Below are 15,750 nucleotides of genomic sequence, written 5' to 3' on the forward strand. Positions count from 1 at the left end.
TATTCGCAGCTCCTGGGGCTGTAGTTCAATTGGTTAGAGCACCGCCCTGTCACGGCGGAAGTTGCGGGTTCGAGCCCCGTCAGCCCCGTACCCATTGGGAACACTCTAGCCTACTTTGGCAAGGAGGTCAGCCCTGCTACCAACCCTGTCCCGTCAGGGAGATGTGCCTTGCGGTATCTGCGCCCAGATTTGCTTCAGCTGCAGCCCTACGCTGCTGTGCCGCCCTTGACGGCCGACAAGCTGGATGCCAACGAGTTTCCTTGGGATTGGCCGGTGGGCTTTAAGCAGAAGCTCTCTCTCCTCTGGGAAGAGGAGATCCTGAGCAACCGCTATCCCGATGCCCAGCATCGGCGCCTCAAGCAGGCCATTGCAGCCTATGCAGGGGCGGCTCCTGAACAGATTAGCGTGGGCAACGGCTCCGACGAGCTCATCCGATCCCTCTTGATTGCCACCTGCCTGGGCGACAGGGGCGGCATTTTGGTGCCAGAGCCCACCTTCTCCATGTACGCCATCCTGGCGGAGAGCCTGGGGATCCCGGTGGTGCGCGTGCCCCGCCACCCCGAGACCTTTGCCCTAGATCTAAAGCAGTGCCAAGAGGCTATGACAGGGCAGCAGGTGCGGGTGGTGTGTTTGGTGGATCCCAATTCGCCCACCGGCAATGGTCTAACGGCGGCTGAGTGGGAGTGGGTGGAGGGGCTACCCGAGGAAGTCCTGGTCATCCTGGATGAAGCCTATTTCGAGTTCAGCCAGCACACAGCCTTGCCCAAGTTGGCAGAGCACCCCAACTGGGTTATCCTACGCACCTTCTCCAAAGCCTTTCGCCTGGCAGCTCACCGAGTGGGCTATGCCATTGGCCATCCTCAGCTCATCCAGGTGCTAGAGGCCATCCGCCTACCCTACAACCTCTCAGCCATTTCCCAGTGGGCCGCCCAGCTTGCCTTAGAGCATGCCGACGAGCTTTTGGCCGATGTGGCCCTCATTCGTCAGGAGCGGGAAGCCCTTTACCATGCCTTGCAAGAGCTGCCGGGGGTGCGGGTGTGGCCTAGCCAAGCCAACTTTCTCTACTTTCGGGTAGCCGGCTGGGACCCCCAAGAGTTGCAGCGGGCCTGGCAGGAGCTAGGAACCTGTGTGCGCTGTAGCGGCGGCGGGCTACGCCTGACAGTGGGCAGTTCCGAGGAGAACCAACGGGCCTTGGAGCGCTTGCGGCAGATTTTACAGTCAGGGAGGTAAGGGGATCCCTTCCTTCGGGGATCGGCTTGCCCTCCTTCCCAAAACGACGCTCTTGAAGAAGCGGGATCCGAGCGCTTGTTCAGCTTACGCAAGGAGGTTGAGGTGCGCGTGCTCCAGAGAGTGTCCCCGCAGTCCCTTCCCCACGCCGCTGCAAGTTTGGGAGAGCGGCGAAGCCTACACCTTCTCACCCTCACCCTGCCCAAGGCCGAAGCCGCTCAGGCTGTCAAAGTTCAAGGGGGAGCAACTGCGCCAGAGGCCGGGACGGTCGAAAGCCAACCTGCCTAGTCTCCCCTCCCTCGGGAAGCTGACGGCGAGGAAGCTAGCCAAGCCACTCCAAGCGCACTTCCTCCCCTACCTTGAAGTCGACGCTGCGGCTGGCGTTGCCTTGGTTTTGCACAATCTCCACCCAGCCGGCGCTGCCCACCAAAGCCAGTAGCTCGCCTTCGCTTCCCTCGGCAAAGGTGGTGGCAGAGCGGATGGCGATGCCTTTGATCCAGGCTCTCCAGTGCCGTCCCTCCACCCACTGACCCGGCAGGTTGGTGATGCCATTGCCAAAGTGGTCGATAGCCTGGATGACCCCCCGGCAGCCATTGTTCTCCAGCTGCGGTGGCGGCCAGCTCCAGCGAACCAGCTCGGCCACGTCTAGAGGATCCCCCAGCTCTGCCAAGGGGATCCCGTTGGCCAGATGGGCAGCCACAGGGGCAAAAATGTCCCGCCCGTGGAAGGTGCGGCTGGGAGAGGGAGTGCGCCAGTACTGAGACCGGGTGAGTTCCACAGCAGCTAGAGGCGGAGATTGCTCCAAAATGCCGCTAAAAAGGCCATTGTCGGGGCCCACCAGGTAGCCAGTCTGGGTTTGGATGGCCACTGCCCGCCGCCGAGTTCCCACCCCCGGATCCACGACCGCCAGGTGAATGCTGCCTGGAGGCAGATAGGGGTAAGCCGTCATCAGGGCAAAACGGGCTGCTGCCACGTCCTGGGGCGGGATTTCGTGGCTGAGGTCGATAAACTGCACCTGGGGTGCAATCCCCCAAATCACCCCCTTGAGAATGCCCACGTAGGGATCCTGAAGACCAAAATCCGTGAGTAAGCTAATGATTTTCATTGGCGGGTCAAGCAGCGCTTGCCTACCCTCTGCTCCTGCAGGGGGTTTTCACGTGGAGGGGGAGTCTTTTGCCAGCTCCGGCTGAGGCGGAAGGGGCTCAGCGATGTTGGGCAACTCCAGGCAATAGCCTGCGCCATAGACAGTTTTGATGTACTGGGGGTGGCGGGGATCCGGCTCCAGCTTGGTGCGCAGGTGGCGGATATGGACACGGATGGTTTCAATGTCGTCGTCGGGATCGTAGCCCCATACCTCCTTGAGGATTTCGCTGGGGGAGACTGTCTGGCCGTGGCGCTGCAAGAGGCAGTGGAGCAGGTCAAATTCGAGGTGGGTGAGCTTAACGGTTTTGCCAAACCACACCGCCTCAAACCGCTCCGGCACCAACGTCAGGGGGCCATAGGTGAGGATCTCGCCGTGCTTGGCCGTTTGCGGGATCCGGTCGGCGCGGCGCAACAGAGCCCGTACCCGCACCAGCAGCTCCTGTACCTCAAAGGGCTTGGTCAGGTAGTCGTCGGCACCGGCGTTGAAGCCCTCGATCTTGTCCCGAGTCTGGCCAAGGGCAGTCAGCATCAAAATGGGAATATCGCTGGTGCGCTCCTCCCGCCGCAGCCGTTGGCAAACCGTCAGTCCATCTACTTGGGGTAGCATCAGGTCGAGAATGATGAGATCGGGGAGAGTTTGCAAAGCCAGCGCCTGACCCCGAACCCCATCCGTAGCCTTGACAACTTCGTAGCCCGCCAACTCCAGATTGATACGCAGAATATCTAGGACTGAAGGATCGTCCTCAATGATGAGTATGCGAGCCATAGAGGATTGCAGCCCGAACTGCGGATAAAACGTTTTGTTAAAGTCGCTAACAAAGAATCGAAGCTTTACAACTCAAAGTTTACTGGCATTCTACGGCCATTGCAGCCGGCAAGCACGGCTAGAGGCCAGAGCTTTTCAACCCAATAGAAGTGCTGTGCTGCCTCTAGCCTCCGGTTGGTGGGCACCTGGAGACAAGCTAGCGGGCGGGCCGGAAAATGCCGAAGCAGGAGGTGTAGCCGTGTAAGAAGGTGGATCCCCCTACGGGGCCAATCTCCCCACTGCAAAAAAAGCCTCCTAGCGGCACTTCTCCCAGGATTTCTCGAAACTGCTGCGAGTCAAAGTTGGGGACGCCATACAGCCCCTTGCCTCGCCCCAAACAGGCGAACATCAGCGCCCCCCAGGGCTGCGGGCTTAGGGCAGAGTCTTGCCCCAAGTTGCGCTCAAGGCAATAGCGCCTGAGAGCCGACCGCAAGTCCTCTGCCGAGGTCTGGGCATCTCGCAGATGAAACTGCACGGTCTGGCCGGAGCGCACCCGATCCCCAATGGCTATGGCTCCCACCCGCGGATCCACGCCGAGAATCACGCGAATGAGAAAATCCCCCGGCGTCGGATCCAACTTAAACTCATCCATCAGCAGGCCAATGAAGAGAGCGTGGCGAGCCAACTGGCGATCCGCTGGGCTCAGCCGTTCTACCAAATCCTGCAGAATCACTAGGGGAGGTCGCCCCTCCAAGCTGAGGATGACGTTGCCCTCTGCTTCGGTAACGCGCAAGGGATCCCCAATGGGACGGCACCCCTGGGCTACCACTGCATCCAGCACCACGTTGCCGGAGAGAGCTAGCCCCACTGTTCCTTCTCGATACAACTCCCGCCGGGGGGTGGAGGTACGTGCATCCAGCAAAAACAAAGCATTGCCCCGAGGACCGCGGCCACCACTGGCCAATCCCCCCACCTTGACAGCTCCGGGATAGGCAAAATCCAAACCCTGCACCAGCTCGGAGATGCGGGAGGAAAATCCATCGGCTAAGAGCAAGAAGTGGGGCTGGGCCTGGGGCGCAACTCCTACCTGCTCAATCCAGGCTGAAGGCGGGGCATCCAAGTCTGGCAGTTGATCCCCGCGCAGATGAAAGGGGTGCAACGCCACATCCGGCAGCACCGCCAAAGAGAGCGACACCGCCGGCCCTTCTTCAATTTCCTGGCCGCCGCCAACAATGCCGCTACCCGAGCAGCCAACTAAAACGTCCACCTCGAGCAAGTCAGACAATAAGGGCAGCACGCGAAGGTACTCGCTGGCAAAGGCTGCTGACACAAACAGGATCCCTAAGTTGGGCCGCAGCGGCTGGGGGGGAAGGTAGCCCGTGAGCAATCCTGGCAAGCTGCCGGATCCCACCACCTGCACCTGCCGGGTCAAGGCACTCTTGAGCTGAGCTGCCTGAAGTTTAGCCTTGGCTTCCTCCACCACCTGCTGCAGAGCCGCTTCCAGGGAAGGAAGCTGGGAGAGTGCGTTTGCCCACTGCATCGGCCTGTTCTTAGAGGTTGGGAGCTTGCTCTTTTAGGCTAGCAATTTATACCCGGAGTGGTTGTGCTCAGCTAGCCCCGCTGGGATCAGGGTAGGTAAAGCAAGGGATCCACAGGCGCGCCCCCCCCGGGGCGGACTTCAAAGTGCAGGTGAGGCCCTGTGCTGTGGCCCGTGTTGCCCCGGCTCATGATCACCTGGCCCTGCTGCACGTACTGGCCCTTGGACACGTAGATCTGGTGACCGTGGGCGTAGCGGGTAACGATCCCGTTGGGATGGCGAATATCCACGTAATTGCCATAGCCATCGCCGGCATTGCCGGCAAAGATCACAACCCCCTCCTGAACGGCCACAACCGGGGTTCCTAGCGGGCCGGCAATATCGATCCCCGAGTGGAAGCGACCGCGACGGTAGCCAAAGCCAGAGGTGACCTGCCCTGGGACTGGCCAGATGAAGCCCCTGCTGCGGGCCACGGGAGGCGGAGCTGCCAGTGCTGGCCGAGCTTGGGGCTGTCGCCAGGCTGGGTGCACGGGGGTGGGGAGGGGGAGCTGCCTGCCAGGGGCCGGAATCGTCAGGCGTTGGCCAATGCGCAGCCAATGGGGATTGTGCAGGTTGTTGGCCTGGATGATCGACCGCTGAGTTACCCCATAGCGAGCAGCAATCCGCTCGATGGTGTCACCAGCTTCCACCGTGTGGGTCAAGGATCCCTCCTGACGTTCTAGCGGCCTCCGCTGGGCGCGGCGTCGCTCCTCGGCTTGGAGTCGAGCCTGTTCTGCAGCTTGGCGCTGGGCTTTCTCTTCGCGGGCCTTCTGGGCAGCGATCATCTCCTTCTCGCGCCGGATCAGCTCGCCCACATCGCCAGGGATGAGCAGCCGTTGACCAATGCGCAGATACTCGGGCCGATCCAAGGGAGTAGCCTCGATGATCCGCTGCTGCGGAACCCCATAGCGGTTGGCAATGTCCTCCAGGGTGTCTCCCTGCTTGACGGTGTAGATCAACCCCGGCTGGCTGGGGATGAGCAACTTTTGCCCTGGCTGCAGCGGTGTACTCGCTTGAATGCGATTGGAGACCGTAATGGCGGCAGCATCGAGCTGGTACATCTGGCTCAAGCGCCAGAGGGTCTCTCCCGGTTGCACCTCATGCTCGAGAATGCCTCTAGGCCCTTCCCCCGTTGGGATCTGGCCGGCCTCGAAGGCTTGCCGCAGTTGGGCTTTTTTCAGCTCGTAGTTCTGCTGCAGGGCACTAGACAGGGTATACACGGAGGGTGGGATCGGCTCGGCCAGCTTCGCTCCCCAAGGGTGACGAGAAAGCTGGCGTTGCTGCAGACTAGCAGCCCCTGCCAAGCCCAACATCAGCAGAAGACTGGTGGCCCAGGCTGGATGCCCTCGCGAGGGAGCCCCTGTCTCTGGAGAGGCTGGTTCCTGAGAGGAACTGGGCAGCGACTCTTGCCAGGCCTCTGCCTCGGGATCCGCCTCCCGCTTCAGGAGCCACACCAGGCCAGCTAAGCTGAGAGAAAGGGCTAGCCCAGGCCACCACTGCCTGGATAGAGCGGAGAGCACCCTGCCTCCTTCCACAGAGGGATCCGGAGCTGGCGGGGTCTCTAACCGATCCTCGGCTGGAGAGAAAGCCCTCGGGATGTCTAGCTCCTCCCTCTGGGAATTGGAGAGCGTCGATTTTGGAGGCATCCTCACACCAACGGCTAGAGTGCAAGAGAAGAAGCCAAAAACAAGGCAATAGGCCCCTGGCAATGAGCTGCCTTTGCAAGCGGCAAGGCTCAAGCCAATGTAACGAAGCTTTGTACTCAGGTTAGGTTACCGTAGTTAGTAAATCTAGACAAGTCTTCGCAGGTAATCTCCGCTAAGATGCTTGTCCTGCAATGATTCCAGCCTTCTACCCCTTGCGATTTTGCCTAGCCTCATCCAAGGGAGGAGGAAAGTGCTGCTTGGAAACAGAGCCCACTTTGCTGTATCTGAAACTACAACTACAAACTGGGACTTTCCATGGCTTTAGTGGTCTATAACACCTTGGCCCGGCGCAAAGAAGTATTTCAGCCCCTGTCTGCCGCGGAAACGCCCCCTGGGGAGAAGCCTTGGGTGCGGATGTATGTCTGCGGCGTTACGGTTTACGACCTCTGCCACCTGGGCCATGCGCGCACCTATGTGGTGTGGGATACAGTGCGCCGCTACCTAGAGTGGCGCGGTTACCGGGTCAAGTATGTGCAGAACTTTACCGATGTGGACGACAAGATCCTCAAGCGGGCGCTGGAGCGGGGCGAGTCGATGCAGGCGGTGGCAGAACGCTTCATCGCCGAGTATTTCCAGGACATGGATCGCCTCAACATCAAGCGGGCCGATCTCTACCCCCGGGTAACTCGCTCCCTGCCGGCAATCTTTGAGCTAATCCAGTCCCTGGAGCTCAAGGGCTTTGCCTATCGAGTGCGGGCTTGCCAGGAGAGAATCTCAGGCTATGACGTCTACTACGCCGTCCGTAAATTCCCGGATTACGGTCAGCTCTCCGGTTGCAAGCTGGAGGAGCTGGAGGCAGGGGCCAGTGGCCGGGTAGGAGAGGAAGGAGCCGGCAAACGGGATCCCTTGGATTTTGCCCTTTGGAAGGCGGCTCCCCCCTCGGAGCCGGGGTTTGAGTCCCCTTGGGGCTGGGGGCGGCCAGGGTGGCACATCGAATGCTCTGCCATGGTGCGGGAAAACCTGGGGGATCACATCGACATCCACGCTGGCGGTGCAGACCTCATCTTTCCCCACCACGAGAACGAGCTGGCCCAATCGGAGCCGATTACTGGCAAGCCGCTAGCCAAGTACTGGCTGCACAACGGCTTTGTCAATGTCAACGGCGAGAAGATGTCCAAATCGTTGGGCAACTTTACCACCCTGCGCCAGGCCCTTGCCCTCTACCACCCCATGGCCCTGCGGCTGTTCTTGTTGCAGACCCACTACCGCAACCCGATTGACCTCACCGAGGCTGGAATGCAGGCGGCTAGCCGCGGCTGGGAAACCCTCGAGAAAGGGATCCACTGCGCCCAGCAGTTCTGCCAAGGGGAGACGGCCTCCCCTGCTGCCGAGGCCATGCAAGCCTTCCAGGAGGCCATGGACGATGACTTTGGCACCCCTGGGGCACTGGCTCTTGCTTTTGAACTGGCCAAGGAACTTATCCGCGAGCACAACCTGTTGACCCACGAGGGCTGCACCCACCTGGAGCCGCAGGTGCTAAGGCAAAAAGGCGCCGCTCTGCTGGAGATCCTGGCCACCCTAGGCTTCTGCTGGACCCAGCCTGCCACTGCGCAGGGATCTGAGAAAGGCGTTGCCAAGGGAGAACTGGCCAAGCTTCCACCTCTTGAAGATGCGCAGATTGAGGAGCTGGTGGCCCAACGCACGGCAGCCCGCAGGGCAAAAAACTTTGCCGAGGCGGATCGGATTCGAGAGCAGCTAAAGGCCTTGGGGATTACCCTCATCGATCAAAAAGATGGCACCACTCGTTGGCTGCGGGAGTAGGAAGCCTGGGGTAGCGGTCTATCTTGAAAGGCTAGCGGTGGCCTGGCGGTAGAACTCGCGCATCTCAGCAAACCACTCAGCCCGCGAGGGATCCCAGGTGTAAAACATGTGGCCGCCGCGGTAGTGGCGCAAGCGGAGGTTGGCCTTGAGGCGGGGATCCAACTTCATCAAATCCACCAAGTGGTTGGAGGCAAAGTAGGGCGTAACCAAATCGTAAAAGCCGTGATGGATGCTCACCTGCATGTGGGGGTTGAGGGCCATGCTGCTGCGCAGCTCGTCCATGGCGCCAATGAAGCCCTGCTTCAGCTCCCCCTTGGGAGTAAAGCGCCACGACTTGAACACCTCCAGGTTAAGGAGGTGGTAAGTTAGCTCCGTCTCCACCTGCAAGGTCTCCCGCAGGTGACTGTTGATGGCAGCAGTAAACAGGCGATCTATCCCATCCAGGGTGGGATCGGATCCCTCGAAGGTAGGTCGATCCGGAAAGGGATCCACGGTGGTTACAGAAGCGTCGTAAAGCCCCAACACCAGCCGCTGGGAGCGCAACAGCTCGCGGGCAAAGCTAGCCGGGTCGATCCGCCCCCCTTTGTGGGCCACATACTCCGCCGACAGGCCGATCCCTGCCGCCATCTCGGCGTAGATAGCCTGCCGCTCTGCCTCCGGCATTGCCTCCCCCATGGCCAGAAGAGGCAACAGACGTTGCCGGGCAAAGTTTTCCGCTTTGGGCAGGAGGATCTGCAAATCCTCCCCCCAGCCACATCGCCCATGATGGGCCGCCGTGGCTACATAGGAAGGGAAAAGCATGGCCCAGGTGCTGAGGTTGTAGTCGTTGGCCTCCAGCAACCCGAACTCAAGCGCTGGCGAAATGAGAATCGCCCCTGAGAGGCCCACGCCAAACTTGGACTGCAGCTCCTTAGCCAAGCGTGCTACCCGAAACCCCCCGTAGCTCTCACCGGCGATAAAAATCGGAGAGAGCCAGCGTTTGTGGCGCGAAAGGAAGCCCTGGATAAACTCGCCCAAGGACTGGAGATCCCGCTCCACATCCCAGAAGGGCGCTTCTTTGGGAGGCTCCTCCTTGTCCTGCAGCGGAGCAGGCTTGGGGGCAGAGGTTGCCGTTGCTTCCTGGGACGCTTTGGAGGATTGGGAGTCTTCGGTGAGGGCGCGGCTAAAGCCGGTTCCTACTGGATCAACAAAAACTAGGTCGGTAAAGGGCAGCCAACTTTCGGCGTTATCCACCAGTTGCACCGGCGAGGGCGGCAGACTGCCGTTGGGCCCAAAGCGGATGCGTTTTGGCCCCAGGGATCCCATGTGCAGATAGGCAGAGGCGGCCCCTGGCCCTCCATTGAAAACGAAGGTAAGAGGGCGGTGCTGGGGGTCAGAGTCCTGCTGCAAATAGGCGACGTGGAAGATCTCTGCTACGGGCTTTTCTCGGCGGAAGAGCCTTTGCCAGCCAGCCAAGGCCTTGTAGGGGAAGGGCTCTCCGCCAGCGGTAAAGATGTGCTCAGTAACGTGCAGGGCAGGGGTGGACTTGGGTTCTGCTGCCATAGTCTGAGGTTCCTCCATTGGGGCAGAGCGCTGGGCGTAAATGCCGGGGCTTGCGCTGCCTTTAGCTTCCCCCTACCACTGGGCTAGAGGGATCCCCTAGCTGGCTAGATGAAGCAACGTCCACCAATCCTACAAAGCCAGCGGAGCTTCCAAGGTCAAATAAAAAGACTGACCAGGACGCAGCACCACTACCTGGGGAGCGGTGACATTGCCCACCACCACTCCAGCCACCGCGCCCCCCAGAACGTTACCTGGCGAGAGGTTGCCTGTGAGGGCCCCCAGCAACACGCCGGCGGCTGCCCCGATAGCCGCATCTTCGGCAATGGCCCTAGGTGTGTACTGCCGGGGATCCTTCTCGTCGGGAAGGACGCTGGAAGAAGCCCGCAGGCTATAGGTGCGACCGCCAAGGACAATGGAGGTGGCCACAAAGCGGGATCCACCGGGGGCTGGCTCCATTTGTCCGAAAACGCGACTGCCGGCTGGGATTACTAAACGCCCCTGGCTGTCGAAAATGTTCTCAGTAACAGCCACCTCCAGAGGATAGATGGTGTCTGGATAAAAGTACTGCGGTCCTTCGCTGCTGAGGCTGCCGACGGGGATAATGGTCCCCTGATCAAGGCGGTAGGTCCCCAACTCGAAAAGGGCCTGCGCCTTCACCGGCAAAGAGACTAGCCCAGGGATCCCGGTTAAACCAATTGCGGCTGCTACTAGAATGGCTCTCATCGCAAAATCCCCTGTTAGATAGAGGCTCACAGCCCTTCCGCGCTAGCCAGCCTGTTTCCTCTACATTTTATCCAGTCAAAGTTCCGGCTCTTTTTCCGAGCCGAGCAGCCTTGCCTTCAACTTTGAGCAGTTCTAGTTGCCTCCTTCTGTGCTCTTGGGGCAGCTAAGGTCTCATGGCAAGTTAAGATTTATCCGTTTGAGCCATGAGGATTCAGTCAATGCTTTCGTTGCTAACAAAACCTGGCTCCTCTGCAGAGTCATCGGTTGCAGGGGATTGCAGCGCATGTTTGAGAGCATGCCAAGCCAGGTTGGCACACTTGATGCGCACTGGGAACTGGGCGACTCCCTTCATGGCATTGAGAGAGCGATACTCCCGAGGGAACTCTTCGCCGCCCCGCATCATGGCCTGGAAGCGCTCCACCAACTGCAGGGCTTCGGGGATGGTACGCCCCCGCACAGCATCAGCCATCAAATCGGCGGAAGCCAGAGCAATAGCACAACCTTCTCCCTCGAATTTGATATCGACGATCCGCTCCTGGTTGGGGTCCAGTTGCAAAGTGAGGTCAACAGTGTCGCCACAGGAGGGGTTGTGGCCGCGTTGGTGGCGATGAACTGGATTTACCCTGCCAAAGTTGCGAGGCTTTTTGTAGCGCTCGAGAATAACTTGTTGATAGAGTCCGCGCAGGTTGTCAAGAGGCATCGTTGTTCCCAGATTGCCGCTTTGGCCGGAGAGATAAAAACCTCAGGAGCCTAACTTAATCTTAACTTCGCTCCTGGCAAAGTTGGGCTTGCAAAGGGGGCAATCCCCATCTGCTTTAGGAGCCATGGCGAGGCTACTTTGGGGAGCGTGGCTCCCCCACAAGCTGTGGCTAAGTCGGTGGCCAAACCAGCAAGGGGCTTACGGTCGGCTAGAACCAGCAGAGGTCTAGTCGGGGCCGCAAACGGCTTTCAGAGGAATCCCAACCAGCGCCGCCAGCTCCACCAGGGAGTTCCTTTTCGGCGAGCCTGGAACAGCTCGGCCACTTCTTCGCCACTGGGCCGGGCTCTAAAGGTCTGGAGGACGCTGTAGAGGCCGGACTCCTCCTGCTGCCACACGCTCCAGGGATCCGGATAGGCGCGAAACAGAGCCCCTTCCGCCAGCGAGCGCAGGTAGTAGCTGGTCTCAAAGGTACTCAGGAAGCGTTGGCGCAGCCGCCGACCAGCTAACCCCACTCCCACCGTGGCCGCATCCTGGAGCTGCGGGTTGAGGAGAACAACGGGCTTGGGATCCCTGCTGCTGACCGCCTGGCAAACCCGCTCCACCTGATCCAAGTTGTAGACGGCGGGCATGACGAAGAGAAGGCTCTGTTCTGGGGTGGGCTGGGTACGGGCCGTTAGGCTCTGCAGTTCCACTCCTTCGGGCAGGGACCCCCACTCCCGCTGGGCCAGCGCTGCTCCGCCGGCATCACTAAACAACACCAAGGCCGGTGGCTGGAGCAACTGCAAGAACGGACGAGCCAAGACTTCTGGCTTAATCTCCGGAGCGAGGATCTCGATGAGCAGGCGGCGATACCCTGCTTGTATGGCCAGCTGTGTGGCCTGGATGGCCTGCTCACAGGCCTGGGCTAGGTCGACAGGTAAATTAGGAAATTGGGCTAGTTGTAGGTGCTCGGTCACAGGCCAATCCAACTTAAGATTCTTCCCAAGCCCTGTGGGTGAGTAACTCCTCCAACACCCGCACCCCCCGCAGTTGGTTGGAAAGGGGCAGGTGGCCCTTGGGCGCAGACAGATCCCAGATAAACTCGTCAGGGTAGCGGGTCCAGTGGTAGCCTTGCTTCCAGCCAATGAGCGACCAAAAGCGCTCCCAATTGCGATTTACCCCCAGCCATAGCTGCCGCTGCACCGAGTAGCCAAAGCGATCTCCGGAAGCTGCCCGCCAGAGGCGATCGATGGTGCGCAGATCCTCTGCCGGGATCCGGCTCACCTCGGAAAAATACAGCCAGCCCCGCCGCACTGCCCCCTCTCCTGCTGCGCGACACAATAGTTGCAGACTTAGGCGATCCGCCTCCCGCCAGGCTCCCGCCGACAACAACTCCTGCAAAGGCCGGTAGTCGATGTTCAGGGCTGAGATCAGAGGGACGGTTACCATTGCCCAGCTGCCAAAGGTCTTCCTCGATATCTTAGTCCCCTCAGCTTTCGGGCGGGTACCGGGGTGGATCCCCGAGGAGGAGGCGATAGCCAATGTAGGCTACCCCCAACAGCCCCGCCAGGATCCACAGGAAAGTCGAGAAGGGTAGGTAGGAAAAGAAGACAACATAAACCCGGCGGCTGAGCCAAGAAAAAATCAGATAGGCTGCCGCTAAAAGGCCGATCCCTTGCAGCGTGCGAAAAGCTGGCACCCGCGAGAGGGGCATGCGCTGGCGGGCCACCCAGATGGAGGCGAGGAAATAGTAAGGAGGAACCAGCAACAGGAACATATTCGCCTGCTTCACCACCGCTTCCCAGCCGGCTGTGTTGGTGGCGTAGGCCAAGTAACCCGCCCAGAGGACAAGGCTTACCGCTGCCAAGCCGAGGTTTAGGCTGAGCAGAAACGGCTCTTCCCACTGCCCAGGGATCCAGTGACAGAGAACCCAAACCAACCAGGGGGCAGCAAAGAGCAAGAGGGCAATCGTCAAGCCGTTGTCGTTGAGCTGAGTAAAAAACGTTTCCAGGGTCATGAGGGCGAGAGGAGGGAAGGTGGGTTTTGCTCGATAGTAGTGTAATTCCAATCCAACGCTAAACCCCTCCCCACCTAGGGAAGGGGCAGCGTGCCTGAACCGGCTCCGACTACAAACCCTGCAGCACCGTATCCTGGCGCACCGAGAGGTTCTGGATGCGGGTATCCTGGGCAGCCGGGGTGTCGGCTTGAGTAAACACGCCGATCTGCCGCAAGTACCGAGCCAGAGCGTCCTGCTCGCTGCCAGGGGTATCGAAGGTGAGGCCGGAGCCGGGGGCCAAGTTCACCCGGTTGGGGTTGGACAGGCGCGGGAAGGGATAGTCATCCCCACCGTTGGCCAAGAAGTCCAGCGTCACCATGCGGAAGGTACGGCGGGGATCTCCCTGCAACTGGCCGTTGCGCACCACCACATCCGGGCCCCTGGGCGTATCCACCCGCAGGGAGATGACGCGGGATCCCGGTGGCCGCGAGGGATCGAAGCTGAAGGCAAAGCCGCCAACCTGCGGGAAGCGGCCTGGTGTAGCTCCCGGCTGGGTTTGGGCCACCCCATGTTCTACTATCTGCTTGAGCTCCTCGGCGGTGACAGTCACCAAGGACAGGCCGTTGTTGAAAGCAAGAGCAGTTTCAATATCCAATTGCGAAATTTGGCCCGCCTGCTTGCCAGCCTCAGGGTTGGCCACCGGAGGGATCCGCCGTACTGGCTCGCCGCCGCCGCCGCCGGTGGTAGCTCCAATGGGAGCGCGAATGCCGCCGCCGTTTTTGAGGGAGATGACGGTGGTGGGGTCAACAGTTCTGGCGTAGGCCAAGTTGGCATCGGCCGTGAGGTTGCCCAAGTTGGTTTCCTCAGTGCGCACCTCGGCCCGCAAGCCGTTGAGGAATTGGGTGGTAGAGCCAAAGGTACGGCCATCCTTGGCGCGGATGATGCTGCCGATTTCGTTGGCGATCCGCACCACCTCGGGATTGGGAGTGCCGCGCACGGCTGCCACCCCTTGGTCATCGGTGGCGTAGGCGCCGCTCACCGGATCGATGCGGGCAATCACCCCGTTGGCGTCGAAGCTAACCACCAGGCGGCCCACGTAACGGTAGTTGGCGCCGGTGTTCACCACTGCCACCGGTTGACCGCTAGCCGAGGTGCGCAGAATGGGGTAGTCGCCCGTGCGCACATCCTCAGGGCGCAGGCGGTCAGTGGGCTTGGCAAGGACGCGGTGGGAGCCACCCGCAATGATGACATCGACATCCCGCAGCTGGGTGGCCAGGGTCACCTCATTCTGGAGTTGCTGCAGGTGGGCTAGGAGAATGATCTTATTGATGCCCTGCGCAGTGAGTTGGTTAACGAAGTTTTGGATGAGGGCAGCATTGACCTGGTCGGTGTCGTCCACCCTGCCTTCCACCCTCACCTCAGGGCCGGGGCTAGAAATAGCAGCTAGGCGCGTGGTCGTGGCTCCCACCAGGCCGATTCGCTCTCCTCCCACGGTAATCACTGCTGTCTTGACGATCTTGCCGCGGATGGAGCTGGCCTCTTGGCCATCGGCAGCAAAGTCAGAGCTGGCCAACTCACCAGTGCCGCTGAAGCTGAGGTTGGCGCTCAAATAGGGAAAGCGGGCACCTGCGTAGCCGCGGCTGGTGTCGGGTCGGATCAAGTCGCGAATTTGGCGCGTGCCTTGGTCAAACTCGTGGTTGCCAAAGGCAGCCGCCTCAAAACCGATAGCGTTGAGGATTTCCATGTCGGCTTTGCCAGGGGTGCGGTCATACCGGCCCCGCAGCGAGGGATCCGCGCTGGCGTTGTAGAAGGGGCTGGGAATGTAGTTGTCGCCGCTGGAGAGCACCACCGTGTTGGGAAACTGAGGCCGCAGCGCATTGATCACCGCGGAGAAGCGAGGCGCATCCTGAACCGCGGCAACCGAAGCCTCGAGATCGCTAGCGTGCAAGATCTGCAGGGTAAAAGCGGGCGGCTGAGAGGAGAGCCTGACGTTGGGATCTGAGGCGATAAACCCTGCCCCGCCGCCGGCTGGAGGAATTGAGCTACTGTCGGTGGTACCGCAGGCGCTGGCCAGGCTCAGCAGCAAGCAGCACAGCCCAACCCGCAGGAACTTGGCTAGAGCGTTCAGCCAAGCTGAAAGCCCTCCCTCGGCAGGGGCACCCCCTCGAGCACGACAAGCTGGTTTCATGACCACTCAAGACGCATCCGCATTCACGTTACCAAGGCTGGACAGGAGATTTCGCTATGACCTGTTTAAGGTTAGGTCAAGCGCAGGTTAAGCTTCCCGGGGATCCCAGCCAAACTGCTGCAGATCCACCCGACCTTCGGCGTCAAAGGGGATCCCTTCAGCTTGGAGTAGGACTTTTTGCAAGTCGTCGTAGCCAAGGCGAAAGGGGGAGTAGGAAATGCGCCCTTGGGCGTTGATTACCCGGTGCCAGGGGATGTCGGTCTCTTGACCTTGCAGGCGAAACAGGGCATAGCCCACCTGGCGGGCACAGCCAGGACAGCCGGCAAGCCGCGCCACCTGCCCATAGGTAGCTACACGCCCCGGCGGGATCCGCCGCACGACTTCATAGAAGCGCTGGTAGAGGCTCACAGGGATCCCTCCCTAAACTCTGTAGACAATGGAATTGGCTGATGACGGGCACCGAC

At 60.5% G+C, this 15,750-nt stretch carries 15 protein-coding genes and 1 tRNA gene; 4 read left to right on the plus strand and 12 right to left on the minus strand.

Features of this window, described 5'->3' with window-relative positions; all coding sequences use genetic code 11:
- Positions 1-14 precede the first annotated feature (14 nt).
- The 3 genes from NW807_RS01350 to NW807_RS01360 all read left to right on the plus strand — a co-directional run bounded on the left by NW807_RS01350 (position 15) and on the right by NW807_RS01360 (position 1,515).
- A tRNA-Asp gene (locus NW807_RS01350) sits at positions 15-88 on the plus strand.
- Positions 89-168: 80 nt separating this feature from the next.
- Positions 169-1,230 carry a histidinol-phosphate transaminase gene (locus NW807_RS01355; RefSeq protein ID WP_414412273.1) on the plus strand — a complete coding sequence of 354 codons (1,062 nt, stop codon included), beginning with the start codon at positions 169-171 and terminating at the stop codon, positions 1,228-1,230.
- 120 nt (positions 1,231-1,350) lie between these two features.
- Positions 1,351-1,515: a hypothetical protein gene (locus NW807_RS01360; protein ID WP_414425082.1), complete on the plus strand. Its 165-nt coding sequence runs from the start codon at positions 1,351-1,353 to the stop codon at positions 1,513-1,515.
- A 34-nt stretch (positions 1,516-1,549) separates the two neighbouring features.
- Here the strand turns inward: NW807_RS01360 and NW807_RS01365 are convergent, their stop codons facing one another.
- From NW807_RS01365 to NW807_RS01380, 4 genes are all read right to left on the minus strand, one after another.
- Entirely contained in the window at positions 1,550-2,332 is a 783-nt protein-coding gene (locus tag NW807_RS01365) for an S-adenosyl-l-methionine hydroxide adenosyltransferase family protein (protein ID WP_414425083.1), read from the minus strand.
- Positions 2,333-2,380: 48 nt separating this feature from the next.
- Complete coding sequence (locus tag NW807_RS01370) at positions 2,381-3,136, minus strand: response regulator transcription factor (protein WP_414394455.1); 756 nt, start codon at positions 3,134-3,136, stop codon at positions 2,381-2,383.
- Between the two features lie 196 nt (positions 3,137-3,332).
- Complete coding sequence (locus NW807_RS01375; protein ID WP_414425084.1) at positions 3,333-4,655, minus strand: FIST N-terminal domain-containing protein; 1,323 nt, start codon at positions 4,653-4,655, stop codon at positions 3,333-3,335.
- Positions 4,656-4,741: 86 nt separating this feature from the next.
- Entirely contained in the window at positions 4,742-6,211 is a 1,470-nt protein-coding gene (locus tag NW807_RS01380; protein WP_414425085.1) for a LysM peptidoglycan-binding domain-containing protein, read from the minus strand.
- A 441-nt stretch (positions 6,212-6,652) separates the two neighbouring features.
- Here NW807_RS01380 and cysS point away from each other — a divergent pair, with 441 nt between their 5' ends.
- Positions 6,653-8,158: a cysteine--tRNA ligase gene (gene cysS, locus NW807_RS01385; protein ID WP_414425086.1), complete on the plus strand. Its 1,506-nt coding sequence runs from the start codon at positions 6,653-6,655 to the stop codon at positions 8,156-8,158.
- 18 nt (positions 8,159-8,176) lie between these two features.
- On the opposite strand, the gene NW807_RS01390 is transcribed toward cysS, so the two are convergent.
- From NW807_RS01390 to NW807_RS01425, 8 genes are all read right to left on the minus strand, one after another.
- Positions 8,177-9,700 carry a S10 family peptidase gene (locus NW807_RS01390; protein ID WP_414405952.1) on the minus strand — a complete coding sequence of 508 codons (1,524 nt, stop codon included), beginning with the start codon at positions 9,698-9,700 and terminating at the stop codon, positions 8,177-8,179.
- 129 nt (positions 9,701-9,829) lie between these two features.
- Entirely contained in the window at positions 9,830-10,423 is a 594-nt protein-coding gene (locus NW807_RS01395; protein WP_414405951.1) for a hypothetical protein, read from the minus strand.
- A gap of 211 nt (positions 10,424-10,634) precedes the next feature.
- Positions 10,635-11,123, minus strand: a complete 489-nt coding sequence (gene sufU / locus NW807_RS01400; RefSeq protein WP_414425087.1) for a Fe-S cluster assembly sulfur transfer protein SufU — start codon at positions 11,121-11,123, stop codon at positions 10,635-10,637.
- A 248-nt stretch (positions 11,124-11,371) separates the two neighbouring features.
- Positions 11,372-12,079: a DUF1995 family protein gene (locus NW807_RS01405; protein ID WP_414405949.1), complete on the minus strand. Its 708-nt coding sequence runs from the start codon at positions 12,077-12,079 to the stop codon at positions 11,372-11,374.
- Between the two features lie 13 nt (positions 12,080-12,092).
- Positions 12,093-12,551 carry a GUN4 domain-containing protein gene (locus NW807_RS01410; RefSeq protein WP_414425088.1) on the minus strand — a complete coding sequence of 153 codons (459 nt, stop codon included), beginning with the start codon at positions 12,549-12,551 and terminating at the stop codon, positions 12,093-12,095.
- Between the two features lie 40 nt (positions 12,552-12,591).
- Entirely contained in the window at positions 12,592-13,119 is a 528-nt protein-coding gene (locus NW807_RS01415; RefSeq protein ID WP_414425089.1) for a hypothetical protein, read from the minus strand.
- 109 nt (positions 13,120-13,228) lie between these two features.
- Positions 13,229-15,286, minus strand: coding sequence for a bifunctional metallophosphatase/5'-nucleotidase (locus NW807_RS01420; protein WP_414425090.1), 2,058 nt, complete (start codon positions 15,284-15,286; stop codon positions 13,229-13,231).
- An 87-nt stretch (positions 15,287-15,373) separates the two neighbouring features.
- The gene (locus NW807_RS01425) at positions 15,374-15,694 is read right to left on the minus strand and encodes an MGMT family protein (RefSeq protein ID WP_414405945.1); all 321 of its coding nucleotides are present in this window, start codon (positions 15,692-15,694) and stop codon (positions 15,374-15,376) included.
- Between the last annotated feature and the right edge of the window lie 56 nt (positions 15,695-15,750).

The sequence above is a fragment of the Synechococcus sp. R70.1 genome, assembly GCF_047461675.1.
GTDB lineage: Bacteria > Cyanobacteriota > Cyanobacteriia > Thermostichales > Thermostichaceae > Thermostichus.